Source organism: Pseudomonas sp. B19125, assembly GCF_044218855.1.
Lineage (GTDB): Bacteria > Pseudomonadota > Gammaproteobacteria > Pseudomonadales > Pseudomonadaceae > Aquipseudomonas > Aquipseudomonas edaphica.
The window spans coordinates 5,402,618-5,427,377 of sequence record NZ_CP162589.1; the positions used below are offsets into that span (position 1 = coordinate 5,402,618).

At 60.1% G+C, this 24,760-nt stretch carries 23 protein-coding genes; 16 read left to right on the top strand and 7 right to left on the bottom strand.

What is annotated here, in order from left to right; translation table 11 throughout:
* The first annotated feature begins 92 nt into the window (after positions 1 to 92).
* Positions 93 to 2,939 carry an RNA polymerase-associated protein RapA gene (gene rapA / locus AB4P96_RS24615; RefSeq protein WP_186616816.1) on the top strand — a complete coding sequence of 949 codons (2,847 nt, stop codon included), beginning with the start codon at positions 93 to 95 and terminating at the stop codon, positions 2,937 to 2,939.
* A gap of 172 nt (positions 2,940 to 3,111) precedes the next feature.
* Here rapA and AB4P96_RS24620 read toward each other — a convergent pair whose 3' ends face one another.
* Positions 3,112 to 4,458, bottom strand: a complete 1,347-nt coding sequence (locus AB4P96_RS24620; RefSeq protein WP_017137218.1) for an MFS transporter — start codon at positions 4,456 to 4,458, stop codon at positions 3,112 to 3,114.
* Between the two features lie 251 nt (positions 4,459 to 4,709).
* On the opposite strand from AB4P96_RS24620, the gene AB4P96_RS24625 reads away from it, so the two are divergent.
* Together AB4P96_RS24625 and AB4P96_RS24630 are read left to right on the top strand one after the other, a co-directional pair.
* On the top strand, positions 4,710 to 5,075 hold the full coding sequence (locus AB4P96_RS24625) for a YkgJ family cysteine cluster protein (RefSeq protein ID WP_099548587.1): 366 nt from the start codon (positions 4,710 to 4,712) through the stop codon (positions 5,073 to 5,075).
* Between the two features lie 138 nt (positions 5,076 to 5,213).
* A complete protein-coding gene (locus AB4P96_RS24630) occupies positions 5,214 to 7,478 on the top strand; it encodes a putative bifunctional diguanylate cyclase/phosphodiesterase (protein WP_395600181.1) in 2,265 nt (754 codons plus the stop codon).
* Between the two features lie 284 nt (positions 7,479 to 7,762).
* On the opposite strand, the gene AB4P96_RS24635 is transcribed toward AB4P96_RS24630, so the two are convergent.
* Both AB4P96_RS24635 and AB4P96_RS24640 read right to left on the bottom strand, forming a co-directional pair.
* Positions 7,763 to 8,083: a DUF2288 domain-containing protein gene (locus AB4P96_RS24635; protein WP_017137214.1), complete on the bottom strand. Its 321-nt coding sequence runs from the start codon at positions 8,081 to 8,083 to the stop codon at positions 7,763 to 7,765.
* The gene (locus AB4P96_RS24640) at positions 8,080 to 8,286 is read right to left on the bottom strand and encodes a hypothetical protein (protein ID WP_138453093.1); all 207 of its coding nucleotides are present in this window, start codon (positions 8,284 to 8,286) and stop codon (positions 8,080 to 8,082) included. Before AB4P96_RS24640 ends, AB4P96_RS24635 begins: the two co-directional genes overlap by 4 nt.
* A 138-nt stretch (positions 8,287 to 8,424) precedes the next feature.
* Here AB4P96_RS24640 and AB4P96_RS24645 point away from each other — a divergent pair, with 138 nt between their 5' ends.
* The 5 genes from AB4P96_RS24645 (at position 8,425) to AB4P96_RS24665 (ending at position 13,421) form a co-directional block, all read left to right on the top strand.
* Positions 8,425 to 9,552 (top strand): branched-chain amino acid ABC transporter substrate-binding protein, encoded by a 1,128-nt coding sequence (locus AB4P96_RS24645; protein WP_395600182.1) that lies wholly within the window; start codon positions 8,425 to 8,427, stop codon positions 9,550 to 9,552.
* Between the two features lie 228 nt (positions 9,553 to 9,780).
* Positions 9,781 to 10,704 (top strand): high-affinity branched-chain amino acid ABC transporter permease LivH, encoded by a 924-nt coding sequence (livH, locus tag AB4P96_RS24650; protein WP_017137212.1) that lies wholly within the window; start codon positions 9,781 to 9,783, stop codon positions 10,702 to 10,704.
* Positions 10,701 to 11,954: a high-affinity branched-chain amino acid ABC transporter permease LivM gene (locus AB4P96_RS24655; RefSeq protein ID WP_099548585.1), complete on the top strand. Its 1,254-nt coding sequence runs from the start codon at positions 10,701 to 10,703 to the stop codon at positions 11,952 to 11,954. The genes livH and AB4P96_RS24655 overlap by 4 nt, the downstream gene beginning before the upstream one ends.
* Positions 11,951 to 12,718 carry a high-affinity branched-chain amino acid ABC transporter ATP-binding protein LivG gene (gene livG / locus AB4P96_RS24660; RefSeq protein WP_017137210.1) on the top strand — a complete coding sequence of 256 codons (768 nt, stop codon included), beginning with the start codon at positions 11,951 to 11,953 and terminating at the stop codon, positions 12,716 to 12,718. The genes AB4P96_RS24655 and livG overlap by 4 nt, the downstream gene beginning before the upstream one ends.
* A gap of 1 nt (position 12,719) precedes the next feature.
* On the top strand, positions 12,720 to 13,421 hold the full coding sequence (locus AB4P96_RS24665; protein ID WP_099548584.1) for an ABC transporter ATP-binding protein: 702 nt from the start codon (positions 12,720 to 12,722) through the stop codon (positions 13,419 to 13,421).
* Between the two features lie 50 nt (positions 13,422 to 13,471).
* Here the strand turns inward: AB4P96_RS24665 and AB4P96_RS24670 are convergent, their stop codons facing one another.
* Complete coding sequence (locus AB4P96_RS24670) at positions 13,472 to 14,764, bottom strand: MFS transporter (RefSeq protein WP_395600183.1); 1,293 nt, start codon at positions 14,762 to 14,764, stop codon at positions 13,472 to 13,474.
* 225 nt (positions 14,765 to 14,989) lie between these two features.
* Between AB4P96_RS24670 and AB4P96_RS24675 the strand changes: the two genes are divergently transcribed.
* From AB4P96_RS24675 to AB4P96_RS24690, 4 genes are read left to right on the top strand one after another with little or no spacing between them, the layout of a single operon-like run.
* A complete protein-coding gene (locus AB4P96_RS24675) occupies positions 14,990 to 15,298 on the top strand; it encodes a DUF2282 domain-containing protein (protein ID WP_017137207.1) in 309 nt (102 codons plus the stop codon).
* Between the two features lie 23 nt (positions 15,299 to 15,321).
* Positions 15,322 to 16,209 (top strand): DUF692 domain-containing protein, encoded by an 888-nt coding sequence (locus tag AB4P96_RS24680; protein ID WP_017137206.1) that lies wholly within the window; start codon positions 15,322 to 15,324, stop codon positions 16,207 to 16,209.
* Complete coding sequence (locus AB4P96_RS24685; protein WP_017137205.1) at positions 16,206 to 16,982, top strand: DNA-binding domain-containing protein; 777 nt, start codon at positions 16,206 to 16,208, stop codon at positions 16,980 to 16,982. Before AB4P96_RS24680 ends, AB4P96_RS24685 begins: the two co-directional genes overlap by 4 nt.
* Complete coding sequence (locus AB4P96_RS24690; protein ID WP_017137204.1) at positions 16,979 to 17,464, top strand: DoxX family protein; 486 nt, start codon at positions 16,979 to 16,981, stop codon at positions 17,462 to 17,464. Before AB4P96_RS24685 ends, AB4P96_RS24690 begins: the two co-directional genes overlap by 4 nt.
* Here AB4P96_RS24690 and AB4P96_RS24695 read toward each other — a convergent pair.
* Positions 17,455 to 18,369: a LysR family transcriptional regulator gene (locus AB4P96_RS24695; RefSeq protein ID WP_395600184.1), complete on the bottom strand. Its 915-nt coding sequence runs from the start codon at positions 18,367 to 18,369 to the stop codon at positions 17,455 to 17,457. The two genes, AB4P96_RS24690 and AB4P96_RS24695, sit on opposite strands and share 10 nt — an antisense overlap.
* 104 nt (positions 18,370 to 18,473) lie before the next feature.
* On the opposite strand from AB4P96_RS24695, the gene AB4P96_RS24700 reads away from it, so the two are divergent.
* On the top strand, positions 18,474 to 19,073 hold the full coding sequence (locus tag AB4P96_RS24700) for a short chain dehydrogenase (RefSeq protein WP_099548580.1): 600 nt from the start codon (positions 18,474 to 18,476) through the stop codon (positions 19,071 to 19,073).
* Here AB4P96_RS24700 and AB4P96_RS24705 read toward each other — a convergent pair.
* Positions 19,058 to 19,438 (bottom strand): hypothetical protein, encoded by a 381-nt coding sequence (locus AB4P96_RS24705; protein ID WP_170036492.1) that lies wholly within the window; start codon positions 19,436 to 19,438, stop codon positions 19,058 to 19,060. The genes AB4P96_RS24700 and AB4P96_RS24705 overlap by 16 nt on opposite strands.
* A gap of 182 nt (positions 19,439 to 19,620) precedes the next feature.
* Between AB4P96_RS24705 and AB4P96_RS24710 the strand changes: the two genes are divergently transcribed.
* Together AB4P96_RS24710 and AB4P96_RS24715 are read left to right on the top strand one after the other, a co-directional pair.
* Positions 19,621 to 20,292 carry a COG3650 family protein gene (locus AB4P96_RS24710; RefSeq protein WP_099548579.1) on the top strand — a complete coding sequence of 224 codons (672 nt, stop codon included), beginning with the start codon at positions 19,621 to 19,623 and terminating at the stop codon, positions 20,290 to 20,292.
* Between the two features lie 106 nt (positions 20,293 to 20,398).
* On the top strand, positions 20,399 to 22,012 hold the full coding sequence (locus AB4P96_RS24715) for an NAD(P)/FAD-dependent oxidoreductase (protein ID WP_017137201.1): 1,614 nt from the start codon (positions 20,399 to 20,401) through the stop codon (positions 22,010 to 22,012).
* A gap of 135 nt (positions 22,013 to 22,147) precedes the next feature.
* On the opposite strand, the gene AB4P96_RS24720 is transcribed toward AB4P96_RS24715, so the two are convergent.
* Entirely contained in the window at positions 22,148 to 23,242 is a 1,095-nt protein-coding gene (locus AB4P96_RS24720) for a PLP-dependent cysteine synthase family protein (RefSeq protein WP_017137200.1), read from the bottom strand.
* A gap of 215 nt (positions 23,243 to 23,457) precedes the next feature.
* On the opposite strand from AB4P96_RS24720, the gene nhaA reads away from it, so the two are divergent.
* On the top strand, positions 23,458 to 24,633 hold the full coding sequence (gene nhaA, locus AB4P96_RS24725) for a Na+/H+ antiporter NhaA (RefSeq protein WP_017137199.1): 1,176 nt from the start codon (positions 23,458 to 23,460) through the stop codon (positions 24,631 to 24,633).
* The last annotated feature ends 127 nt before the right edge of the window (positions 24,634 to 24,760 follow it).

The following is a 24,760-nucleotide window of genomic DNA, read 5'->3' on the forward strand; positions in this document are numbered from 1 at the left end:
AGCTTAAAGCTTGAAGCTGCAGCTATTCCTTTTGGTCTGGAAGCCGTGTTCCGTTAGAATAGTCGGCTTTTTCACGGCGGGAGTCAGGCAGCATGGCGCAGCAGTATCAACCGGGGCAACGCTGGATTAGTGACAGCGAAGCAGAGCTGGGGTTAGGCACCGTTCTGGCACAGGACGGGCGCTTGTTGACCGTGCTCTATCCGGCCACTGGCGACACTCGTCAGTATGCGCTACGGAATGCGCCCCTCACTCGCGTGAGGTTTTCGCCGGGTGACAGCATCACCCATTTCGAAGGCTGGAAAATGACCGTACAGGAAGTCGACGACGTCGATGGCCTGCTGGTCTACCACGGCCTCAATGGGCAGAACGAGCAGGTCACCCTGCCGGAAACCCAACTGTCGAACTTCATCCAGTTCCGTCTGGCCAGCGACCGTCTGTTCGCCGGGCAGATCGACCCGCTGGCCTGGTTCTCGCTGCGCTATCACACGCTGGAACACACCAGCCGTCAGTTGCAGTCCTCGCTGTGGGGCCTGGGCGGCGTGCGTGCGCAACCTATTGCTCACCAACTGCACATCGCTCGCGAAGTCGCTGACCGTATCGCGCCACGGGTATTGCTGGCCGACGAAGTGGGCCTGGGCAAGACCATCGAAGCCGGCCTGGTGATTCATCGCCAGTTGCTGTCGGGTCGCGCCAACCGCGTGCTGATCCTGGTGCCGGAAAACCTGCAACACCAGTGGCTGGTGGAAATGCGCCGCCGCTTTAACCTGCAGGTTGCGCTGTTCGACGAAGAGCGTTTTATCGAAAGCGATGCCGCCAACCCGTTCGAAGACACCCAGCTTGCACTGGTTGCACTCGAATGGCTGGTGGACGACGAGAAGGCCCAGGACGCGCTGTTCGCCGCCGGCTGGGACCTGCTGGTGGTCGACGAAGCCCACCACTTGGTGTGGCATGAAGAAAAAGCCAGCCCGGAATACGCGCTGGTCGAGCAACTGGCCGAAGTGATCCCTGGCGTGCTGCTGCTCACCGCCACCCCGGAACAACTGGGCCAGGACAGCCACTTCGCACGCCTGCGCCTGTTGGACCCGAACCGCTTCCACGACCTGCACGCCTTCCGCGCCGAAAGCGAGAACTATCGCCCGGTAGCCGAAGCCGTGCAGGAACTGCTGGACAAGGGCCGCCTGTCGCCAAAAGCGCACAAAACCATCCAGGGTTTCCTCGGTGACGAAGGTGAAGCACTGCTCACCGCCGTCAACGATGGCGACACCGAAGCCAGCGCACGCCTGGTGCGTGAGCTGCTCGACCGCCACGGCACCGGCCGCGTACTGTTCCGTAACACCCGCGCCGCCGTGCAGGGTTTCCCGGAGCGCAAGCTGCATGCCTACCCGCTGCCGAACCCGGACGAATACCTCGAACTGCCGCTGGGCGAACACGCCGAGCTGTACCCGGAAGTCAGCTTCCAATCGCAACCGGATGTTGAAGAAGAAAACCGCTGGTGGCGCTTCGACCCGCGCGTCGAGTGGCTGATCGACCAGCTGAAAATGCTCAAGCGCACCAAAGTGTTGGTGATCTGCGCCCACGCCGAAACCGCCATGGACCTGGAAGACGCCCTGCGCGTGCGCTCCGGCATCCCGGCCACGGTGTTCCACGAGGGCATGAACATCCTCGAGCGTGACCGCGCTGCTGCCTACTTCGCAGACGAAGAGTTCGGCGCCCAGGTGCTGATCTGCTCGGAAATCGGCAGTGAAGGCCGCAACTTCCAGTTCTCCCACCACTTGGTGCTGTTCGACCTGCCGTCCCACCCCGACCTGCTGGAACAGCGGATCGGCCGTTTGGACCGGATCGGCCAGAAGCATGTGATCGAACTGCACGTGCCGTACCTGGAAACCAGCCCGCAAGAGCGCCTGTTCCAGTGGTACCACGAAGCGCTGAACGCGTTCCTCAACACCTGCCCGACCGGCAACGCCTTGCAGCATCAGTTCGGCCCACGCCTGCTGCCGCTGCTGGAAAACGCCGACGACGGCGAGTGGCAAGCCCTGATCGACGAAGCGCGTGCCGAGCGCGAGCGTCTGGAACAGGAACTGCACACCGGTCGCGACCGCTTGCTGGAGCTCAACTCCGGCGGCGCGGGTGAAGGCGATGCGCTGGTGGAAGACATTCTTGAGCAAGACGACCAGTTCGCCCTGCCGATCTACATGGAAACCCTGTTCGACGCCTTCGGCATCGACAGCGAGGACCATTCGGAAAACGCACTGATCCTCAAGCCCAGCGAAAAAATGCTCGACGCCAGCTTCCCCCTGGGCGACGACGAAGGTGTGACCATCACCTACGACCGTAACCAGGCGCTGTCGCGTGAAGACATGCAGTTCATCACCTGGGAGCACCCGATGGTGCAAGGCGGCATGGACCTGGTGCTGTCCGGCTCGATGGGCAACACCGCCGTGGCGCTGATCAAGAACAAGGCGCTCAAGCCAGGCACCGTGTTGCTCGAACTGCTCTACGTCAGTGAAGTGGTTGCGCCGCGCTCGCTGCAACTGGGCCGCTACCTGCCACCGGCCGCCTTGCGCTGCCTGCTGGATACCAACGGTAATGACCTGTCCGGTCGTGTGTCGTTTGAAACCTTGAACGACCAGTTGGAAAGCGTGCCACGCGCCAGCGCCAACAAGTTTGTGCAGGCCCAGCGCGATCAGCTCACGCCACGCATCAATGCCGGTGAAGAGAAGATCACCCCGCGTCACGCCGAGCGTGTGGCCGAGGCGAAACGCCGTCTGGCAGCCGACACCGACGAAGAACTGGCGCGCCTGACCGCGTTGCAAGCGGTCAACCCGACCGTGCGCGACAGCGAGCTGGTGGCGCTGCGCAACCAGCGCGAGCAAGGCCTGGCCATGCTCGACAAGGCGGCGCTGCGGTTGGAGGCGATTCGGGTGTTGGTGGCGGGTTGATAACCGCCCTGCCCTGCTAAAAAGAAGGCCCGCGCATTGCGGGCCTTTTTTATTTGATCGTTCCCACGCTCTGCGTGGGAACGCCGCCCTGGACGCTCTGCGTCCGCTCCTAGAAGCATGACGCAGAGCGTCACAGGATGCATTCCCACGCGGAGCGTGGGAACGATCAAGATCAAGCTACAGCGGCAGCAGCCGGCACCTCAACCGCCCCCAACCCATCCTTCATCTTCTTGGCATCGCGCACAAAACTGCGCGAGGCCTGGAACAGAAACAGCATGGTCAAGAACAGCGCCACCGGAATCAGGTACATGGCGTCGTGCAACCCAACCGCTTTATACGCCTCGGTCATCTGCGAGGCGCCATCGGCGTACATCGCCGAATGGGCAAAATGGTCGGACAGGCCGCCCACCACCACCGGCCCCATGCCACCGCCGAGCAAGTACAACCCGGCAAAAAACAGCGCCATCGCCGTGGCGCGCAGGCGTGGCTCAACCACGTCCTGAATCGCCGTGTACACGCAGGTGTAGAAGTTATAGGCGAACAACCAGCCCACACTGAACAGCGCCACAAACACGCCAATCTCAATGCGCCCCGCGTGCAAGGCCCAGGCAGTGGTAATGGTCGAGATAATCAAGCTGCACGCGGCAAACAGCAGCCGGCCGTTGGCGACGCGCTGATGGATCTTGTCGGCAATCCAGCCGCCCAGGGTCAGGCCCACCAGCCCGGTGATGCCGACGATCACGCCGGTGGCCACCGCGGCGTCCTGCAACGGCATCAGGAAGTAACGCTGCAACATCGGCACCAAAAATGAATTGCACGCATAGGTGGCGAAGTTAAAGCACAACCCGGCCAGCACCAGCCACAGGAAGGTCGGCACCGCCAGAACGCGACGAATCGGGCGGTCGACGCGCTCCTGGGAGACTTGCACGGTTTCCGCTGCGCCGCGCTTGGGTTCCTTGATATAGAACATGAAGATCGCGAGGATCAGCCCCGGCACAGCGGCGATAAAGAACGGTGCGCGCCAGCTGTCGAACGCCTTGACCATCGCGCCAATGGTGAAGAACGCCAGCAGCAGGCCCAACGGCAGGCCCAACATGAAAATGCCCATGGCCCGGGCGCGGCGGTGGGCGGGAAACAGGTCGCCGATCAGCGAATTGGCCGCCGGCGCGTAGCTGGCTTCGCCGATGCCGATGCCCATTCGCACCAGCAAAAAGGTCCAGAAGCTGCCGACCATGCCGTTGACCGCCGTCAGCCCGCTCCAGGCAAACAGGCCCCAGCCCATCAGTTTGCTGCGTGAGCCAGTATCGGCCAGGCGCCCGAGCGGCAGGCCGGCGATGGCGTAGACGATGGTGAAGGCGGTGCCGATGATACCGAGCTGGAAGTCGCTCAAGTGCCATTCCATGCGGATTGGCTCGATGATGATGGCGGGGATGGTGCGGTCGAAGAAATTGAACAGGTTGGCGAGGAACAGCAGGAACAGAATGCGCCAGGCATTCGCCGCTTGGGTCGAGTTCTGCATGGGTCCGTCTCTTTTATTGTTATGAGAGCTGCGATGCCCGATGCATCCTGCCCGGTACCTGCAACATAATCAGGCCAGGCACGCTTGTCTGTAATGATTCGTAAAGCTGATAGGGCATGATTTCACCCGCAGTGACGGGACTTTCCCTACGAAAATATAAGTTCGCGCCCCCCTTCCCAACCGCCATGGCACGGATAGAATGGCGAGCCTTCCGTAACACCCACATCCTACTTTTCTTATCGATGACGCCCATGTCCGAAGCCAGTCCGTGTCTGAGTTGCGGTGCCTGCTGTTCACACTTTCGCGTGTCTTTCTTCTGGGGCGAGTGCGCCTCATCGGGCGGCACGGTGCCCGATGACCTGGTGGTGCAGATCAACCCCACACGCGTGGCGATGATTGGTACCGACCAGAAACCCGCCAGGTGTTGCAGCCTCGAGGGTGAGGTCGGCAAGGGCACCCGTTGCACCATCTATGAACAACGCTCAAGCCCCTGCCGAGAGTTCGATGCGTCGTGGAGCCAGGGCGAGCAGAACGTCGACTGCGATACCGCCCGCGCCGCCTTTGGCCTGCCGCCATTAGAAGCACCTTTTGAACTGGACCTGCCGATCAGCGCTTAGCATCAAACGCTATGGCGGGCATGCCAAAATGGTTGAAAGCAAAGTGCCATTATCCATGGCAAATCCTGCGCGGCTTCTATACTCGACTTCATAGGTCATCGCCGTTGGCTGTGACGTGACGCTATGACGGGGCTTGCTATGGAATGGCTGGGTCTGCATTTTTTTACCGACCTGCCAGAGAACGGGCACTTATTACTCAATTGCAGTCATAACCCTTTTCTGGTGCTACTGGCGTATCTGGTTGCTTGCGCGGCCGGCTTCGGCACGCTGGACATGGCTGAGCGCGTCGGCCATGTCGAAGACCCTACCGCCCGCCGTCATTGGCGTTGGCTGGGAGCGGGTTGCCTGGCGGGTGGCATCTGGTCGACGCACTTCATCAGCATGTTGGCCTTCCAGGCACCTATCGCCATTCATTATGAATTGATCATGACGTTCGCCTCGCTGGTGATCGCCTTGATCGCTTCACTGTTCGCCATGCAAACCCTGAGTCATACCCATCTGCGATTCCATCAATACCTGCTGGCGTCGGTATGGATGGGCCTGGGTATCGCGCTGATGCATTACGTGGGCATGTCGGCCATGCGCTCCCAGGCCGATGTGTACTTCGAGACCGACCTGTTCATGGCCTCCGTGGCGATTGCCATCGGCGCCAGCCTGGCCGCGCTGTTGCTGTCGAGCTACCTGCGCACCGGCGCCGGCGTGTTTCATCAACTGCTCAAGTACGCCGCCAGCCTGGTGCTGGGCGCGGGCATCCTCAGCATGCACTTCACCGGCATGGCGGCCATGCGGATGCTGGTACCGGCCGGTGCTGACCTGTCGTTGCCACTGGATAACAACCCGATTCAACTGGGCCTGTCGGTGGCCGTGATCACCCTGCTGGTGATTGGCAGCAGCGTCAGCGCCGCCCTCGCCGACAAAAAACTGCAGCACAAGGAGCGTGACCTGCGCCGGGTCAACGCCCTGCTCAGTGAGCTGGACCAAGCCCGTGCCTCGCTGCAACAAGTGGCGCACTTCGATGCGCTGACCAGCCTGCTCAACCGTCGCGGCTTCAACCAGATCTTTGCCGAGAAGGTCGCCGAAAAAACCGCCGGCCACGGCATGATGGCGGTGATCTTCCTCGATATCGACCACTTCAAGCGCATCAATGACAGCCTCGGCCACGATGCCGGCGACCAACTGCTCACCGTACTGGCCGGGCATATCAAGGGGTCGGTGCGCAGCCATAGCGATGTGGTCGCGCGGTTTGGCGGCGACGAGTTCTGCATCCTGATCAACATTCACCATCGCGACGAAGCGCGGCACCTGGCCCAGCGCATCATGCATAAGATGAAAGAACCAATCGAACTGGCCGGCCGGCGCATGGTGATGACCACCAGCATTGGCATCAGCCTGTTCCCCGATGACGGACTGACCTGCGAAGAGTTGCTTAAAACCGCTGACCTGGCGCTGTACCAGTCCAAGGATTCCGGTCGCAACAGCTTGAACTTCTTCAGCTCCAACCTTAAAACCCGCGCCTTCCTCGAGCTGCAACTGGAGGAGCAATTGCGCGCTGCGTTGCGCGGCCGCAATGAATTGGTGCTGTTCTACCAGCCGATCTTCGACATGAAGCTGGGCAAGGTCACCCGCCTGGAAGCACTGGTGCGCTGGCAACATCCGCAACATGGGCTGCTGGCCCCGGACCGGTTTATCGGCATCGCCGAAAACAACGGGTTGATTGCCGAACTCGACCACTGGGTATTGCGTCAGGCCTGTCACGATTTGAGCCTGCTGTCTGACCGCGGTTACACCGAGCTGACCATGGCCGTGAACTGCTCGGCCTTGAACCTGGCCCGTGACGAGCTAGCCGATGAGATCGAAGCCGCCCTGCGTTTTGCCGGGATCGCCGCCAGCCGCCTGGAACTGGAAGTCACCGAAAACGCGCTGATGGGCAATATCAGCAGCACCCTGGCACTGTTGCGCCAGATCCGCGCCCTGGGCGTTTCGCTGGCCATTGATGATTTCGGCACCGGTTATTCATCCCTGGCCTACCTCAAGCGCCTGCCGCTCAATACCCTGAAGATAGACCGGTCGTTTATCCAGGACATTCCCAAGTCCACCGCCGATGTCGAGATCGTCCAGGCGATCATCGGTATGGCCCACACCCTGCACTTGCAGGTGGTCACCGAAGGCGTGGAAACCCAGGCGCAATTTGAACTGCTGCTCAAGCACGGCTGCGACTTTATCCAGGGTTACCTGCTGAGCCCGGCGGTGCCTTTGAGCGATGTGGTGGGTGTGATCCAGGGCATCCAGATGCGCAACCCACTCTACCCGTTCAGCATCGAGGGCAATAAGGACGCCATCGCGCCGAAGGACCCTGGTGCAGTCCGCATCGGCCCGCCGTCGATTGTCAGGCCCATTCGATGACGTCGTATCTTTGGGATTTAGCCATCATCTACTTGGATGAACGCCGACGAGCGGCCGAATCATCGGAGTACGCCGGGTACTCCTCTTGAAAAGTCAGGGTTGATCGTTCCCACGCTCTGGCTTTGCCACACCCGGAAACAATTCCCCCGATGTTCCGCCCACTTTAAAACTGTTCCCGTGACGCTTACGTCACCGTCACCTGTGACCTTTCTCTACGGCAAGATGCCATCACGGCGCCAGCGGTTACTCGGCTACACACTTGCTCGGCAATAAAACGCGCACCTTTATAGTGCGAGCCTTTCTTGCGCCGCCCTTTCCTGGATCAGAATCCACGGCGAAACCACGACCGCCCACAGGCTCGGATCACGCTCAACCAAGTCCAACGCCCGCGTCGCAGACACTTCGCCAAGGCTCCCTGCGGCCAGCCAACCAGCGACTTTGTCGCGGTTATCCTCGGCCATTCCTTCGGCCGCTTCGATCAAATCCAGGCCAGCGTCGACCCACAATAGGGCACCCTTGGCAAAGAACGGTTCAAGCTCCTTCCAGGAAATTTCGGCGGTTTCACCGAGCAGCTTGGCATAGAGGGTGCTAGGTTCTTGCGTCATGGGAATTCACCTGAAGAAAAAATCGGCGCAATCATAGCGTCAGGCGTCAGGCAGAAAAACCCAGTTGCAAATGAGGCACCGAACGAAAGTGTCAGGAAAGCCAAGGATTGCCCGAAACTCTGGCATAAGCCCGCCGCAATTCTGTCTTTTTCTTTCATTAAAGCGACACACCCAAGGTTTGCCCCCAGCAGCCAGCTTTTCAAGCGATCAACCGGCGCTCTACACTGTACCGGTACAGTTGCCAGGGCAATGCCGGGGGGATATCCGCGATATCTGATCCGGTTCTGCAGCTCACAAGGCCGCTAGAACTATAAAAAATACAACAGTAAGAGTGGAGCACTATGAATAAGGCTACTAAGCAGATTTCCAAACTGTTTGCCGCTATGGTCCTGGCTGGGGTTGCCGGCCATTCGTTCGCAGCCGACACCATCAAGATCGGTATCGCCGGGCCTAAGACAGGTCCAGTGACGCAATACGGCGACATGCAATTCATGGGTGCCAAGCAGGCAATCGCTGACATCAACGCCAAGGGCGGTGTCGAAGGCAAAATGCTTGAAGCGAAAGAATACGACGATGCGTGCGATCCAAAACAAGCCGTTGCCGTAGCGAACAAAGTGGTCAACGACGGCGTCAAGTTCGTGGTCGGTCACCTCTGCTCCAGCTCCACTCAGCCAGCGTCCGACATCTATGAAGACGAAGGCGTGATCATGATCACCCCGGCGGCTACCAGCCCGGAAATCACTTCCCGTGGCTACAAGCTGGTGTTCCGCACCATCGGCCTGGACAGCGCCCAAGGCCCAGCGGCCGGTAACTACATTGCTGACCACGTGAAGCCGAAAGTCGTTGCTGTTATCCACGACAAACAGCAGTACGGTGAAGGCATCGCCACCGCCGTCAAGCAGACCCTCGAGAAGAAAGGCGTGAAAGTCGCCCTGTTCGAAGGCATCAACGCTGGCGACAAAGACTTCGGCTCGCTGATCCAGAAGCTCAAGCAAGCCAACGTCGACTTCGTCTACTACGGCGGCTACCACCCAGAGTTGGGCTTGATCCTGCGCCAGGCCAAGGAAAAAGGCGTGAACGCCAAGTTCATGGGCCCAGAAGGTGTGGGTAACGACTCCATCTCGCAAATCGCCCAGGGCGCTTCCGAAGGCCTGCTGGTCACCCTGCCGAAATCCTTCGACACCGACCCGGCCAACAAGGCCATCGTTGAAGAGTTCACCAAGAACAAGCAGGACCCAACCGGTCCGTTCGTGTTCCCGGCCTACTCGGCCGTTGAAGTGATCGCCGGCGGTATCGCCGCCGCGAAAAGCGAAGACACCGCCAAAGTGGCTGCTGCTATCCACGCCGGCACCTTCAAGACCCCAACCGGCGACCTGAGCTTCGACGCCAAGGGCGACCTGAAGGACTTCAAATTCGTGGTCTACGAATGGCACTTCGGTAAACCAAAAACCGAAGTTTCCCCTCAGTAAGCCAGGCGTTACTGGTCCAACAAGCCCACTGTGAGAGCAGTGGGCTTTGTTTTACGAGGTTTATGGGCCATGTCACCCGCGATCCGGGCGCTGGCTCACCTGAAAATCTTAAAACCGTCACCAGCGGTTCGCTGGCAAACGCTTCGTGCAACCTGATCACAGAGCAGGGCACCGAGCCGGAAATGACTCCACCAGTGAAATGCGTATCGGGTTTTTAGGAGCGCTGTAATGCCTGAGATCTATCATTTTTTCCAAACGCTGGTTAACGGCATGACCGTTGGCAGCACCTATGCCTTGATAGCCATTGGCTACACAATGGTTTACGGCATCATTGGAATGATCAACTTCGCCCATGGCGAGGTGTACATGATTGGTTCCTACGTGGCCTTCATCGCCCTTGCCGGGCTGGCCATGCTGGGTATCCATTCCCTGCCGCTGTTGATGACCGCTGCGTTCCTGGCATCGATCGTCGTGACCAGTGCTTATGGCTACAGTATCGAGCGCGTCGCCTACCGCCCCTTGCGTGGCAGCAACCGTTTGATCCCGCTGATTTCCGCCATCGGCATGTCGATTTTCCTGCAGAACACTGTATTGCTGTCCCAGGACTCCAAGGATAAGTCCATTCCCAACCTGATTCCGGGGAGCTTCTCCTTCGGCCCAGGTGGCGCACAAGAAGTGCTGATTTCGTACATGCAGGTGCTGGTTTTCGTCGTCACCCTGGTGGCAATGCTCGGCCTGACCCTGTTCATTTCCCGCTCCCGTCTGGGGCGCGCCTGCCGGGCCTGCGCCGAAGACATCAAGATGGCCAACCTGTTGGGCATCAACACCAACAACATCATCGCCCTGACCTTCGTGATCGGTGCCGCACTCGCAGCCATTGCGGCGGTGCTGCTGAGCATGCAGTACGGCGTGATCAACCCCAACGCCGGTTTCCTGGTAGGCCTCAAGGCTTTTACCGCAGCGGTCTTGGGCGGTATCGGCAGTATTCCGGGCGCGATGCTCGGCGGGCTGGTGCTGGGTGTGGCTGAAGCCTTTGGCGCCGACGTGTTCGGCGACCAGTACAAGGACGTCGTGGCGTTCGGCCTGTTGGTTCTGGTGCTGTTGTTCCGTCCGACCGGCATCCTGGGCCGTCCGGAGGTTGAGAAAGTATGAGCAGATATCTTAAATCGGCGTTTTTCAGCGCCTTGCTGGTCTGGGCCGTGGCCTTTCCGGTACTCGGCCTCAAGCTGAGCATTGTCGGCATCAACCTGGAAGTGCATGGCACCGGTCCCGTGACCCTGACCATCATCGCCCTGTGCTCGGTGCTGATGTTCCTGCGCGTGCTGTTCACCCAGCAGGTCGGTGCGTTTTTCAAGGGCAACCGTGGCCCGTTGGTGTCGCCCAAGGTCAGCCAATTCCTGACCCTGCCGCGTACCCAGCGCTACATCATCATCGGGCTGATCGTGGCCGCGTTGATCTGGCCGTTCTTCGGCTCGCGCGGCGCCGTCGACATTGCCACCCTGATCCTGATCTACGTGTTGCTGGGCCTGGGCCTGAACATCGTAGTCGGCCTGGCCGGCCTGCTCGACCTCGGTTATGTGGGTTTCTATGCCGTGGGTGCCTACACCTACGCGCTGCTCTCGCACTACCTGGGCTGGGGCTTCTGGATCTGCCTGCCACTGGCCGGCATGGCGGCGGCCACGTTCGGCTTCCTGCTGGGTTTCCCGGTGCTGCGCCTGCGCGGTGACTACCTGGCGATCGTGACCCTGGGCTTCGGTGAAATCATCCGGCTGTTCCTGCGGAACCTCACCGATATCACAGGTGGCCCCAACGGCATCAGCAGCATCCCCAAACCGACGTTCTTCGGGCTGTCGTTCGACCGCACCGCAGCCGAAGGCATGCAGACCTTCCACGAATACTTCGGGATCGACTACAACCCGGTGAGCAAAGTGGTGTTCCTGTACCTGGTGGCGTTGTTGCTGGCATTGGCGGCACTGTTCGTGATCAACCGCCTGCTGCGCATGCCGATCGGCCGCGCGTGGGAAGCGTTGCGCGAAGATGAAATCGCCTGCCGTGCATTAGGCATGAACCCGACCGTCATCAAACTCTCGGCATTCACCCTGGGGGCAACCTTCGCCGGTTTCGCCGGCAGCTTCTTCGCCGCGCGCCAAGGCCTGGTGACCCCGGAGTCGTTCACCTTTATCGAGTCGGCGATCATTCTCGCCATCGTGGTACTGGGTGGCATGGGCTCGCAGCTGGGCGTGATCCTGGCGGCGATCGTGATGATCCTGCTGCCGGAAATGATGCGTGAGTTCAGCGAATACCGCATGTTGATGTTCGGCGCCATGATGGTACTGATGATGATCTGGCGTCCCCAAGGTCTGCTGCCGATGCAACGCCCACACATGGAGCTGCGCAAATGAGCCGCGAGATCCTGAAAGTCGAAAACTTGAGCATGCGTTTTGGCGGCTTGCTCGCGGTCAACGGCGTGGCCCTGACCGTCAAAGAGAAACAGGTTGTGGCGCTGATCGGCCCGAACGGCGCCGGCAAGACCACGGTGTTCAACTGCCTTACCGGCTTCTACAAGCCGAGCGGTGGCAGCATCCTGCTGGATGGCCAACCCATCCAGGGCCTGGCCGGTCACGAGATCGCCCGCAAGGGCGTGGTGCGTACCTTCCAGAACGTGCGCTTGTTCAAGGACATGACGGCGGTCGAAAACCTGTTGATCGCCCAGCACCGGCACTTGAACACCAACTTCTTTGCTGGCCTGTTCAAGACCCCGGCGTTCCGCAAGAGCGAGCGCGAGGCCATGGAATACGCGGCGTACTGGCTGGACAAGGTCAACCTCACCGAGTTTGCCAACCGCCCGGCCGGCACCCTGGCTTACGGCCAACAACGCCGACTGGAAATCGCTCGCTGCATGATGACCCGCCCGCGGATCCTGATGCTCGACGAACCGGCCGCCGGCCTGAACCCCAAGGAAACCGAAGACCTCAAGGCGCTGATCACGGTGCTGCGTGAGGAAAACAACGCCACGGTGCTGTTGATCGAACACGATATGAAACTGGTCATGAGCATTTCCGACCACATCGTGGTGATCAACCAGGGCACGCCATTGGCCAACGGTACGCCGGAGCAGATCCGCGACAACCCGGAAGTGATCAAAGCCTATTTGGGGGAAGCGTAAAATGCTGCAATTCGAAAACGTTTCCACTTTCTACGGCAAGATCCAGGCGCTGCACAGCGTCAACGTGGAAGTGCGCCAAGGTGAAATCGTCACGCTGATCGGCGCCAACGGTGCCGGCAAGTCGACCTTGCTGATGACCCTGTGCGGTTCACCCCAGGCCCATAGCGGCAGCATCCGCTACATGGGTGAAGAACTGGTGGGCCAGGCTTCCTCCGAGATCATGCGCAAGAGCATTGCCGTGGTGCCCGAAGGCCGTCGTGTGTTCTCGCGCCTGACGGTGGAAGAGAACCTGGCCATGGGCGGGTTCTTCACCGATAAGGGCGATTATCAGGAGCAGATGGACAAGGTGCTGCACCTGTTCCCACGGCTCAAGGAACGCTTCAGCCAGCGCGGCGGCACCATGTCCGGCGGCGAGCAGCAAATGCTCGCCATCGGCCGGGCGCTGATGAGCAAGCCCAAGCTGTTGCTGCTCGACGAGCCTTCACTGGGCCTGGCACCGATCATCATCCAGCAGATCTTCGATATCATCGAACAACTGCGCAAGGACGGTGTGACGGTATTCCTGGTGGAGCAGAACGCCAACCAGGCGCTGAAAATCGCCGACCGCGCCTACGTGCTGGAAAACGGCCGGGTGGTGATGCAGGGCTCCGGGGAGCAATTGCTCACGGATCCGAAGGTGCGTGAAGCCTATCTCGGTGGCTGAGCCATTGAGGTAACAAAAAAACGGCCTTCGGGCCGTTTTTTTATCGCGGTTCAAAGCGTCGCGACCAACTCCCCCTTGCCCGCGCGCTGGCCGGCCAGCATCAATGCCCCGCCCAATAGCAGCAAGCCCGCCGCCAGGAAGATATACGCGCCGTACACATCCAGCGGCGCGTCGAAATAGGCTATGACGCGCTCTGCCCTATTCAATGTCTGAGAACACACCAGCGTACCGGTCAACGAGGCGATGGCCAGTACCGGCGTGACCGTCGCGGACACACGCCCCATGTAGCCTTCAGGCACGGCTTCCTGAAGCATCGGCCCTTGCACAATCGCAAACACCGAGAAGAACAACCCACAACTGAACATCAGCGCCCAGGCCAGGTAAAACGGCGGATGCAGCGAATACGCCAGGTAACTGAACCCCATGCACAGCAACGCAAAGGTAAAGGCCTGGCGCGTGCTCAATGACTTCAACAGCGGCCGGACCAGCACGGCAGCAATCAACCCGCCCACAGGGAACGCTGCGAGAATCAGGCCGTATTCATAAGGGCTCAAGCCCAGGGTTTTGAAGGCGTACAAGGACAACGCGACGTTATTGACCCCCAGGGAAAACCCGTACAACGCGACACCGATCAACAACGTCCTGATCGAGGCGTGCCCCCAGGAAAACCGCAGCCCTGCGAGCACTCCATGCCAAAAGGGCAGCCGTTGTTGCTCGGCCAGCAAGGTCCGGCGCAGGCCCTGGGTAGATGCGATGCACAGGGCCGAACAGGCAAAGGCCAGCACATTGATCAGCAGTGCCAGGGCGGGGCCCACCCAGACAAACAAGGCCGGCCCCAGGGACGCCGACAACACTGAAATGCCCGTCAGGGAAAACATTGCCTTGGCCGATGCCTCAACGCGGCGTGCCGAAGGGATGACCACTTGCATGATCGCCTGGCGTGACGGGTTGAAAAACTGTGCGGCCGTGCTGTTCACCAACAACAACAGCAGAACGCCGACGAACACTTGCATCGGGTCCAGCCCGGCCAGTGAATAGATCACGAAAAAGATCAGGAAGTTGAGCACCCGAATCCCATCCGCCGCGATCATCACGTACAACGGGGCCATCCGATCGACCCAAGCCCCGGCCAGTGGGGCCACCCATACACGCGGTATAGCCGAAGCCGCCACTGCCAGGCCTACGGCCGTCGGCAAGAACGCACTGTCGTGAAACAGGTCAGTCACCAGCCACACAATGACGGTGCTCTCGAAAACGAACTCGCCAAACGATGAGAGGGCTTGCCCCAGCCACAAGAATGAGAAATTTCTGCTGATGAAAAAATCTGCAAAGCGGTTTTTCACAGCCAACGCTCCTTATTGGTCTTGCGCACATTCGCCCAGTGCCAGGCATTGCTTGATCCTACAGCAAGCGCATACGGGGCTTGCGAACACTAAGATTCACGGCGCCATTTGCTCGGCCTCGAAAATTTATTTATCACCTGCTGTAACGCAGCCTGATGCCCCAACTCTAGAGGGGTAAGCAAGCAAAAACGCTTCCTTACCCAACCTCACTGCTGGAGTTACACCATGACTACTAAATCCCGTTCGCTGTCCGCCGCTACCCTCGTTCTGGCCCTGGGTTCGGCCCTGAGCTTTTCCGCCCTGACCAACATGGCCCACGCTGACGAAGCGAAAATGGACAAGTGCTTTGGTGTCGCCGAAGCCGGCAAGAACGATTGCGCTGCAGGCGCCGGTACTACCTGCGCCGGTACCTCGAAAGTCAAAGACCAGGCCAACGCCTGGAAACTGGTCCCAGCCGGCACGTGCGCCAAGACCCCAAGCGCCACCTCGCCGACCGGTTTCGGCCAGGAAGCAGCCTTCACCGCCAAGTCCTGAAACCCTGCAAAACCTGAGTACTGATGATGACGCTTTTACCCCAGCACACGGTCTCACCGGCTCAGGTGCCCGGCCTCCCTTACCGGGCCGGGCTGGGGCTGAAGAACGAGCATTTTCTTGAAGTGCTCGAGACGTCGCCCGATATCGGTTTTTTTGAAGTTCACGCCGAAAACTACATGGTCGCCGGCGGCCCGTTTCATCACTACCTGGGTTTGATACGCGAGCAGTACCCACTGTCATTGCATGGCGTGGGTCTGTCCATCGGCGGCGAAGGCCCGCTTAATCGTGAGCACCTGGCACGGTTGGCCACGCTGATCGAACGCTATCAACCCCACTCTTTCTCTGAACACCTGGCCTGGTCCAGCCACGGCCCGGTGTTCCTCAATGACTTGCTGCCGCTTGCCTACGACGCCGCGACCCTGGACCGGGTGTGCGAGCACATCGATCAGGTACAAAGCACCCTCAAGCGGCCGATGCTGCTGGAGAACCCCTCGACGTACCTGCAGTTCCAACGCTCGACCCTGGACGAGACGGACTTCATCAGCGAGGTCATCCGGCGCACCGGTTGCGGGCTGTTGCTGGACGTCAACAACGTCTATGTGTCGTGCATCAATCATCAGCGCGATCCACTGGCCTACATCAATGCGCTACCGCTGAAGGCCGTCGGTGAGATTCATCTGGCCGGCTTTGCCGAAGACACCGACAGCCTGGGCGACCGCCTGCTGATCGATGACCATGGCGCGCCCATCGATAACGCGGTGTGGCAGCTCTATGAACAGGTGCTCAAGTGCACCGGCCCGGTGGCCACGCTGATCGAGCGGGACAACCAGGTGCCCGCCTTCAGCGTGTTACACGCCGAAGCCCAACACGCCGACTGGCATCTGTCACAGGCGAAGGTATTGAAGCCATGAGCGATCAAGCTGCATTTGCCGGCGCCTTGCTCGACGCCGATCAGGCCTGCCCCGACGGATTGTTCAGCAGCAACGGCGCCGACCCGGCCAGCCGTTTCGCGGTGTATCGAAACAATGTCCACAGCTCGCTGATCAACGCGCTCGCCGCCGCTTATCCGGTAACGCTGCAATTGGTTGGCGATGAATTTTTTCGCGCGATGGCCAGCCTGTACGTGCAAGCCAGCCCGCCCGACAGCCCGTTGATCAGCGATTACGGCAGCACGTTTGCCGCGTTCATCCAGGCGTTCGAACCGGCTGCGAGCGTGCCTTACCTGGCGGACGTCGCACGCCTGGAACGCCTGCGGGTGCGTGCTTATCACGCCGCGGACCGCCAGCCACTGAATCAGCAGGCCATCCTAGAACAACTGCAAGGGCCGACCGACCTGGGGCAGCTAAGCCTGCACCTGCATCCGTCCCTGGCCACCTTGAATTCACCCTACGCCGTGGTTGCGGTATGGGCCGCGCACCAGACCGAAGGCACCATTGCCACCTTGAACCCTTGGTACGCCCAAAGTGCACTGGTGTTACGCCAGGGCTTGGCGGTCAAGGTCTTCGCCATCGACAGCGGTTCGGTGGCGTTTATCAACAGCCTTGACCAGGGATCAGGCCTGGAAATGGCGGTAGAGCACGCGCTTGAAGCATCAGCCGAATTCGACCTCAACCATTGCCTGACACTGCTGATCAGCCACGACGCCATCATTCATTTGCACACAGAACAAAAGGAATCGCCATGAACACTTCCCCTACTTGCCTGGTAAAACGGACCATCGCGCTGTTCGAAAAAATCCCCTACAGCCTGATCGCCTTTCTCGCACGGTTTTCCATTGCGGCGGTGTTCTGGAAGTCCGGCCAGACCAAGGTCGAAGGCTTTGCGATTGATATCATCAACGGCACCTTCCAATTGGGCGAACCCAAGCTTGCCGCTTCAACCCTGCCGCTGTTTCGCAGCGAGTACCACGTGCCCTTGCTGTCACCGGAAGTGGCCGCGCACATGGCAGCATTTGCCGAACACTTTTTCCCGGTACTGATCCTGGTGGGCTTTGCCACGCGCTTCTCGGCCCTGGCGCTGATCGGCATGACCTTGACCATTCAACTGTTCGTCTACCCCGAGGCCTACCCCACCCATGGCACCTGGATCGCGTTACTGCTGCTGTTGGTGGCCAAAGGCCCAGGTTGCCTGTCGATTGATCACCTGATCGCGCGCCGCTACCGCTGAAGGCGATCCAGGGTTTCGCCGCTGCGTCTGAACCAGTCCACCAAGTAGTCGGCCAACACTTGGGTTCGGCGCGGCAGGCCACCTTGATAAGGATGAACCAGGTACATCGGCATGCTGCGCGTTTGATAATCACGCAGCAGCCAGCGCAAGCGCCCGTCGGCCAGTTCTGCCGGTAACACGTAGGACGGCAGGCGGGCGATGCCGGCGCCCACCAAGGCGGCTTTTTTCAACAGGTTGTAGTGGTTGGAAGCGAAGGTACCGCTGACCCGCACCCGCAGCAGTTCATGTTGCTGGTGGTACAACCACTCCTCACGCCCGCTGTAATGGCTGTTGAGCAGACAGGTGTGCGCGGCCAGATCCGCAGGCGTCAGCGGTTCGCCATGCTGCGCAAGGTAGGCCGGGCTGGCGCAGGTCATTTCATGCCAGGCCAACAGTGGCTTGGCCACCAGCCGCTCGTTATCCATCGCCCCCATGCGCACGCCCAAATCGAAGCCATCACGCGCCAGGTCGCGGTAGCTGTTGTTCAGTTCCAGCTCGATCTGAACCTGCGGGTATTGCTGGGTGAACTCCAGCAACAAGCCATCGAAGAAGGTTTCCCCCAGCGACACCGGAACCGTCATACGCACTGGCCCAGCCAGATCGTCCTTGAGCCGCGCCAACGCCTGACGGGCGCGCTCCACCTGGGCCACCAGCGCCTGAGCCTGGGGCAACAACGCCGCACCGGCGGCGGTCAGGCTGAGCTTGCGAGTGGTACGGTGCAATAACACCACCGAAAACTGCGCTTCCAATTGGCTGATGCGCTTGGACAATTGGCCCGTGCTGCAGCCCAATTGCTCCGCCGCCAGGGTAAAACTGCCCGCCTCGATCAGCACGGCAAAGGCCGCCAGGTCATCCATTTCGCTCATGGATTGTTTCCAATTGAAAACCAAAGGTTGCCTATTAGCGCGTTTATCCACTTAAAAAGCCATCCTAGACTGAAACCTCACTTAATCCCCGGAGGAACAGCACGATGAAAATCCTATTGATTGGTGCCAGCGGCACGGTCGGCTCAGCGGTCAAGGCGGAACTGGCGCAGCGTCACGAGGTGATCAGCATCGGCCGCAGCGGCGGCGACTTCCAGGTGGATATCAGCGACAGCGCATCGATCCGCAAACTGTTCGAGCAGACCGGCAAGTTCGACGCGTTGGTCTGCGCGGCAGGCAGTGTGAATTTTGTGGCACTGGGTGAGATGAGCGAAGCCGACTTTGAACTGGGCCTGCGGGACAAGCTGATGGGCCAGGTCAACCTGCTGCTGATCGGCCGCGACTACGCCAACGACGGTGCCTCGTTCACCTTTACCAGCGGCATCCTGAACCGCGATCCGATCCGCACCGGCGCCTCTGCCGCATTGGTCAACGGCGCATTGGATGCCTTCGTCAAGGCGGCGGCGATCGAATTGCCGCGCGGCTTGCGCATCAACTCGGTGAGCCCGACCGTCTTGCTCGAAGCCATGGGCAGCTACGCGCCGTACTTCCGTGGCTACAAACCGGCTCCGGGTGCCGATGTAGCACTGGCCTACGCGAAAAGTGTCGAAGGCTTACAGACTGGTCAGACCTACATCGTGGGTTGAGTGGCGCTTGCCTCACGCGAGAACTGAGACATCCACTCGATCACCAGTGCGCGCGGGGCAACAAAACTGAACTGCCCACCCAGCTCACTTTGAACCATGGCGGTACTGAGCTGATAGCCGTCGACATAAAGTGTCAGGTGCTTCTTGTAGGCAAGCAACGTAAGGGATTTCGCTCTTGCCTTCGCTTCAGGAGTTAACGTGACATTCACCTCAACGTAGGCCGGATCAGGGTTTTCGGCCTTTTTCAGCGTCACCGAGATGTCGGTGAAATCACTGGCTGACGAGAGGACGAACCGGATGGGCTCGTCTGACAAGGCAGCGCCTGCCCAGAGCAAAAGAACGCAAATACTCCATTTGATACTCATCACGGCCCCCTACCAAAAACGCCGACACTCTCACGGCTCTCCAATCTTCACTATAGGAAACATCCCTATTAGTAACGCCTGCGCTGCCATCGTCCAGGGAACAGATTATTCAAACTGTGTCCCGAGCTTGTGATGCGGCGCCACCCTGCGTAACGTGGCGGCACTAGTTTGGAGACCCAATAATGCGCGCCGCCCGTACCCTTGCTCTGTTTGCCCTGCTGCCCCTCTTCACCGCTTGCCAGATGTTCGAGAGCGAGCCGGCCAAACCGTCTACCGTCGGGCTGACCCGCATGCAGGGTGAGCTCACGGCAGTGGGCGACAAACTGCTGTTCCAGCCGTGCGGCGACAAACGCAACTACGTGGTCAATGACACCGGCGGCACCAGCGTCTTGCAGGAAGCCGCGTCCCTGGCCGGCCAGCAAGGCGTGCTGTTTGCCGATTTACGCGGCAAGTTTTCCGGGGTGGCCAGCGGCACCCAGGGTTCGGTCGACCTGCAACAACTGTATCGTGTAGAACGCTCGACCTCGGCCTGTAACGACCCGGACTTCAAACGCATGATTCTGCGGGCCAATGGCCATAAACCGGCCTGGGCGATGAGCGTAACGGCCAAGGGCATGGTGCTGGAACGCGAGGGCCAGCCGCCACTGGCGGTGCCTTTTGTCGAAGAGCAACTGGGTGACGGCCGTTTCAACCTGATGACCGAAGCCAATAACCAGCACATCGAACTGTGGGTAGCCCCACAACGCTGCATCGATGCCGCCAGCGGGAGCTTGCAACACATGACCGCCGAGTTGCGGGTCAATGGCCAGGTCCAGCGCGGTTGTGCATCATTCGGCGGCTCGCGGGACGACTGATTCAGCCTTGGGCTGTTTTAACATGACGGGAATCAGCCTTTGGGGCTTATAATCGCCGGTTTGCAAAACAGCCGGCATCGAAGCCCGCCGCCCACCGGATCCTGTCATGTTACGAATCACCGAACTCAAGCTGCCCATCGACCATCCCGAAGAAGACCTGCGGCCTGCCATCGTGCAGCGCCTGGGCATCGCCAGTGATGACCTGCTCGACTTCACCCTGTTCAAACGCAGCTACGACGCGCGCAAGAAATCGTCGGAGCTGTGCTTCATCTACACCATCGATCTGAACGTAAAGGGCGAAGCCGCCCTGCTGCTCAAGTTCGCCGATGACCGCAACATCAACCCGGCACCGGACGTCAGCTACAAAGTGGTGGGCCAGGCGCCGCGAGGCTTGGTTGAACGGCCGATCGTGGTGGGTTTCGGCCCCTGCGGCATTTTCGCCGGGCTGTTGCTTGCGCAGATGGGCTTCAAGCCGATCATCCTCGAACGCGGCAAGGAAGTGCGCCAGCGCACCAAAGACACTTGGGGCCTGTGGCGCAAAAGCGTGCTCAACCCCGAGTCCAACGTGCAATTTGGCGAAGGCGGTGCCGGGACCTTTTCCGACGGCAAACTCTACAGCCAGATCAAAGACCCGAAGTTCCACGGTCGCAAAGTGCTGCACGAGTTCGTCAAGGCCGGCGCGCCGGAAGAAATCCTCTACGTCAGCAAGCCGCACATTGGCACCTTCCGCCTGACCGGCGTGGTGGAAAACATGCGCGAGCAGATCATCGCTCTCGGTGGTGAAGTGCGTTTTGAGCAGCGCGTCACTGATGTGCTGATCGAAGACGGCCAGTTGAACGGCGTGGTCGTCGACGGCGGCGAGCAGATCCTCTCCAAGCACGTGATTCTGGCCCTGGGCCACAGCGCCCGCGACACCTTCCGTATGCTGCACGGCCGTGGTGTGTACATGGAGGCCAAACCATTCTCGGTGGGCTTCCGTATCGAACACCCGCAGTCACTGATCGACGCAGCGCGCCTGGGCAAATACGCCGGGCACCCGAAACTGGGCGCCGCCGACTACAAACTGGTACACCACGCCAAGAACGGCCGTTCGGTCTACAGCTTCTGCATGTGCCCGGGCGGCACCGTGGTGGCGGCGACTTCCGAGCCGAACCGCGTGGTCACCAATGGCATGAGCCAATATTCACGCAACGAGCGCAACGCCAACTCCGGCATCGTGGTCGGCATCACGCCTGAGGTGGATTACCCAGGCGGACCGCTGGCCGGTATCGAGTTGCAGGAGCGCCTGGAGTCTCACGCCTACATCCTCGGCGGCAGCAACTACGAGGCGCCGGCGCAGCTGGTGGGTGATTTCATCGCCGGTAAGCCGTCCACCGCCATTGGCAGTGTGGAACCGTCCTACAAGCCGGGGGTGGCCCTGGGCGACCTGGCGCTGGCATTGCCGGACTTCGCCATTGAGGCGATTCGTGAAGCGCTGCCGGCGTTCGAGAAGCAGATCAAAGGCTATTCGCTGCACGATGCCGTGTTGACCGGTATCGAGACCCGCACTTCGTCGCCGCTGCGCATTACCCGTAACGAGTCGATGCAGAGCCTGAACGTGAAAGGCTTGTTCCCGGCCGGTGAAGGCGCAGGTTACGCCGGTGGCATCCTGTCGGCGGGTGTTGACGGAATTCGGATTGCCGAAGCGTTGGCGCGGGATATGCTGGGTATAGAAGCTTAAGCACTTCTTACAGCCAACCCGTATCAAATGTGGGAGCTGGCTTGCCTGCGATAACGGAGTGTCAGTCGCCGAATTTATCGACTGAACCACCGCCATCGCAGGCAAGCCAGCTCCCACATGGGTTTATTGGGCGTGTCAGATATTTGCGCGCAGGACGCTGGCAGGCAACGGCTCACCCTTCTCTACACTGGCCGCAACGGCTGCAATCAAGCCGCCAAGCTCATACCCCTGCTCCGCCAACCAAGCCTGATCGTAGTATGTGTTCGCATACCGCTCGCCCCCATCACACAAGATCGCCACGATCGACCCCGACTCCCCCGCCGCTTTCATCTGCAGCGCCGCGACCAAAGCGCCGATCAGGTTAGTCCCGCTGGAACCACCCACCCGCCGCCCCAACCGCTCGGCCAGGTAATGCATGGCTGCCAATGACAGCGCATCCGGCACCTTGACCATCGCATCAATCACCTGGGGTAAAAACGAAGCCTCGACGCGTGGCCGGCCGATCCCTTCGATGCGTGAACCGCACTCCAGACGCAAACTGGCATCGCCCGTCTGGTAGTAGTCAAAAAACACCGAACGCTCGGCATCGGCACACAGCACGCGGGTGCAATGCTGGCGATAACGCACGTAGCGGCCCAGGGTCGCCGTGGTGCCACCGGTGCCGGGGCTGGAAATCAACCAGCTCGGCTCCGGGTAATGCTCAAAACGCATCTGCTGGAAAATCGACTCAGCGATGTTGTTGTTTGCCCGCCAGTCCGTCGCGCGCTCGGCGTAGGTGAACTGGTCCATGAAGTGACCGCCACTTTCCTTCGCCAAACGTTCGGACTCGGCGTAGATCTGCGTCGGATCCTTTACCAGATGGCTCTTGCCACCATAGAAGGCAATCTGGTCGATCTTCGCCTGGGACGTGGTGGCCGGCATCACCGCGATAAACGGCAGGTCAAGCAAACGCGCAAAGTACGCCTCCGACACCGCAGTAGACCCACTGGACGCTTCGATCACCGGCGCACCCGGCTTGAGCCAGCCATTACACAGCGCATAAAGGAACAGCGAACGCGCCAGCCGATGTTTGAGGCTGCCAGTGGGGTGGCTGGACTCGTCCTTGAAGTACAACTCGATACCCGGCAGCCCCGGCAACGGAAGAGGGATGAGGTGCGTGTCGGCGCTGCGCTGGAAGTCCGCTTCGATGACACGGATGGCTTCGCGAGCCCAGGTACGGTGGTCGTTCATGAGGTGAGTCTCTAAGGGTTTCAGTCCCGATTTTAGGGGCTTTCCTACACGCCACACAGATACAGTGACGACTCAATTAGACACACAATTGCTAAGCTTTGACGCAAGACCGATCCTGACCCTCTCTTATAACAAATAAGAATATAACTTTTGTTTTAACAACTAACAGTACGGGTTAGGGTACCCACCTATTGAACCTTATTGGAGAGCATCCCTTGCCTCTGCGTAACACTTTCACCCGTTTCTTCCAGCTGGAGGCCGCCAGCGGTCTGTTATTGATCGCCGCTGCCGCTTTGGCGCTGATCATCAATAACTCACCACTATCCCACCTCTACGGCGCCTTCCTCGATACGCCGGTGGTGGCGCAGGTTGGCGCGCTGAAAATCGCCAAGCCAGCGCTGCTGTGGATCAACGATGGCCTGATGGCGCTGTTCTTCCTCCTGATCGGTCTGGAGGTCAAACGCGAGTTGCTCGACGGCCACCTGTCCAAGCCATCGCAAGTGGTACTGCCGGGGGCGGCCGCGATTGGCGGCATGGTGGTGCCGGCTTTGATCTATTGGGCACTGAACAAGGACAACCCCGCCGCACTTGCCGGCTGGGCAATCCCGATGGCCACCGATATCGCTTTTGCACTCGGCGTCCTGGCCCTGCTCGGCAAGCGTGTACCGGTGTCACTGAAGCTGTTCCTGATGACCCTGGCCATCATTGATGACCTGGGCGCTATCATCGTCATCGCGGTGTTCTACTCCGCCGAACTGTCGAATGCAGCCTTGGCGGGCGCGGCCACGTGCCTGGTCGCCTTGATCGCGATGAACCGCCTGGGCGTGGTCAAGCTCGGCCCGTATATGATCATCGGCCTGATCCTGTGGGTCTGCGTGCTTAAGAGTGGCGTGCACGCCACCCTGGCCGGGGTAACCTTGGCGTTCTGCATTCCACTGCGCACCAAAAATGCCGAACCCTCGCCACTGCTGACTCTGGAGCACGCCCTGCACCCTTGGGTGGCCTACGCTATCCTGCCGTTGTTCGCCTTCGCCAACGCTGGCGTGTCGCTGACCGGGGTTACCCTGGACAGCTTCACTCACCACGTGCCCATGGGCATCGCTGCCGGCCTGCTGATCGGCAAGACCATCGGCGTGTTCGGCCTCACTTGGCTGGCCATCAAGACCGGAATCGCCACCCTGCCCAGCGGCGCCAATTGGGGCCAAGTGCTGGGAGTGGCCATCTTGTGCGGCATCGGCTTCACCATGAGCCTGTTTGTCGGCTCCCTGGCGTTTGTGCCGGGCGCCAGTGAGTTCGCGGGTGAGGATCGAATGGGCATCCTCACCGGGTCGATCCTGGCAGCCTGTATTGGCTACGCGGTCACAGCGCTGGCGAGTCGCAAGAAAGCCTGAACACTCTGAACGCCCCACAAAAAACCCCAACCGGTTACCCGGTTGGGGTTTTTCTTTTGGCGAAGATGACACTTTCGCGTAACGCCTAAAGACTTTGTCTCGGCCGCCGACTAAGGATTGTGGCGAT

Bases quoted from the DNA above. Each gene is read 5' to 3' on its own strand.
- rapA (WP_186616816.1), top strand. From the start codon at position 93: ATGGCGCAGCAGTATCAACCGGGGCAACGCTGGATTAGTGACAGCGAA.
- AB4P96_RS24620 (WP_017137218.1), bottom strand. From the start codon at position 4,458: ATGCAGAACTCGACCCAAGCGGCGAATGCCTGGCGCATTCTGTTCCTG.
- AB4P96_RS24625 (WP_099548587.1), top strand. From the start codon at position 4,710: ATGTCCGAAGCCAGTCCGTGTCTGAGTTGCGGTGCCTGCTGTTCACAC.
- AB4P96_RS24630 (WP_395600181.1), top strand. From the start codon at position 5,214: ATGGAATGGCTGGGTCTGCATTTTTTTACCGACCTGCCAGAGAACGGG.
- AB4P96_RS24635 (WP_017137214.1), bottom strand. From the start codon at position 8,083: ATGACGCAAGAACCTAGCACCCTCTATGCCAAGCTGCTCGGTGAAACC.
- AB4P96_RS24645 (WP_395600182.1), top strand. From the start codon at position 8,425: ATGAATAAGGCTACTAAGCAGATTTCCAAACTGTTTGCCGCTATGGTC.
- livH (WP_017137212.1), top strand. From the start codon at position 9,781: ATGCCTGAGATCTATCATTTTTTCCAAACGCTGGTTAACGGCATGACC.
- AB4P96_RS24655 (WP_099548585.1), top strand. From the start codon at position 10,701: ATGAGCAGATATCTTAAATCGGCGTTTTTCAGCGCCTTGCTGGTCTGG.
- livG (WP_017137210.1), top strand. From the start codon at position 11,951: ATGAGCCGCGAGATCCTGAAAGTCGAAAACTTGAGCATGCGTTTTGGC.
- AB4P96_RS24665 (WP_099548584.1), top strand. From the start codon at position 12,720: ATGCTGCAATTCGAAAACGTTTCCACTTTCTACGGCAAGATCCAGGCG.
- AB4P96_RS24675 (WP_017137207.1), top strand. From the start codon at position 14,990: ATGACTACTAAATCCCGTTCGCTGTCCGCCGCTACCCTCGTTCTGGCC.
- AB4P96_RS24680 (WP_017137206.1), top strand. From the start codon at position 15,322: ATGATGACGCTTTTACCCCAGCACACGGTCTCACCGGCTCAGGTGCCC.
- AB4P96_RS24685 (WP_017137205.1), top strand. From the start codon at position 16,206: ATGAGCGATCAAGCTGCATTTGCCGGCGCCTTGCTCGACGCCGATCAG.
- AB4P96_RS24690 (WP_017137204.1), top strand. From the start codon at position 16,979: ATGAACACTTCCCCTACTTGCCTGGTAAAACGGACCATCGCGCTGTTC.
- AB4P96_RS24695 (WP_395600184.1), bottom strand. From the start codon at position 18,369: ATGAGCGAAATGGATGACCTGGCGGCCTTTGCCGTGCTGATCGAGGCG.
- AB4P96_RS24700 (WP_099548580.1), top strand. From the start codon at position 18,474: ATGAAAATCCTATTGATTGGTGCCAGCGGCACGGTCGGCTCAGCGGTC.
- AB4P96_RS24705 (WP_170036492.1), bottom strand. From the start codon at position 19,438: ATGAGTATCAAATGGAGTATTTGCGTTCTTTTGCTCTGGGCAGGCGCT.
- AB4P96_RS24710 (WP_099548579.1), top strand. From the start codon at position 19,621: ATGCGCGCCGCCCGTACCCTTGCTCTGTTTGCCCTGCTGCCCCTCTTC.
- AB4P96_RS24715 (WP_017137201.1), top strand. From the start codon at position 20,399: ATGTTACGAATCACCGAACTCAAGCTGCCCATCGACCATCCCGAAGAA.
- AB4P96_RS24720 (WP_017137200.1), bottom strand. From the start codon at position 23,242: ATGAACGACCACCGTACCTGGGCTCGCGAAGCCATCCGTGTCATCGAA.